The sequence below is a fragment of the Burkholderia sp. SIMBA_051 genome (assembly GCF_046534915.1).
GTDB classification, from domain to species: Bacteria; Pseudomonadota; Gammaproteobacteria; order Burkholderiales; family Burkholderiaceae; genus Burkholderia; species Burkholderia ambifaria.
The window spans coordinates 1-265 of sequence record NZ_JAWRXS010000383.1; the positions used below are offsets into that span (position 1 = coordinate 1).

Sequence of the window (265 nt, forward strand, 5' to 3'; positions counted from 1 at the left end):
CGTGCTGGACCTGGCCGCCGGCATCGTGCGCAACGGCAAGCAGCGCGCCATCGACGAGCGCCTCTCGCCCGAGCAGGCCAAGCACAACGTGGCGCAGCGCCTGGCGCAGTTTCGCTATGGCGCTGACGGCTATGTCGGCGTGTTCGACGACAGCTACACGCTGCTGGTGCATCCCGACGGCAAGCTGGCCGGCACCAATGTGCGCGCGGTCAAGGACAGCGACGGCCTGCCGATCTTCGAGAATCTCTACGCGCAGGGCAAGGCG

The 265-nt window shown here is 67.9% G+C and carries 1 protein-coding gene; it reads left to right on the forward strand.

The features are described from left to right. A partial coding sequence (locus SB771_RS34965; RefSeq protein WP_410722038.1) for a cache domain-containing protein occupies positions 1–265 on the forward strand: 265 nt, incomplete at both ends.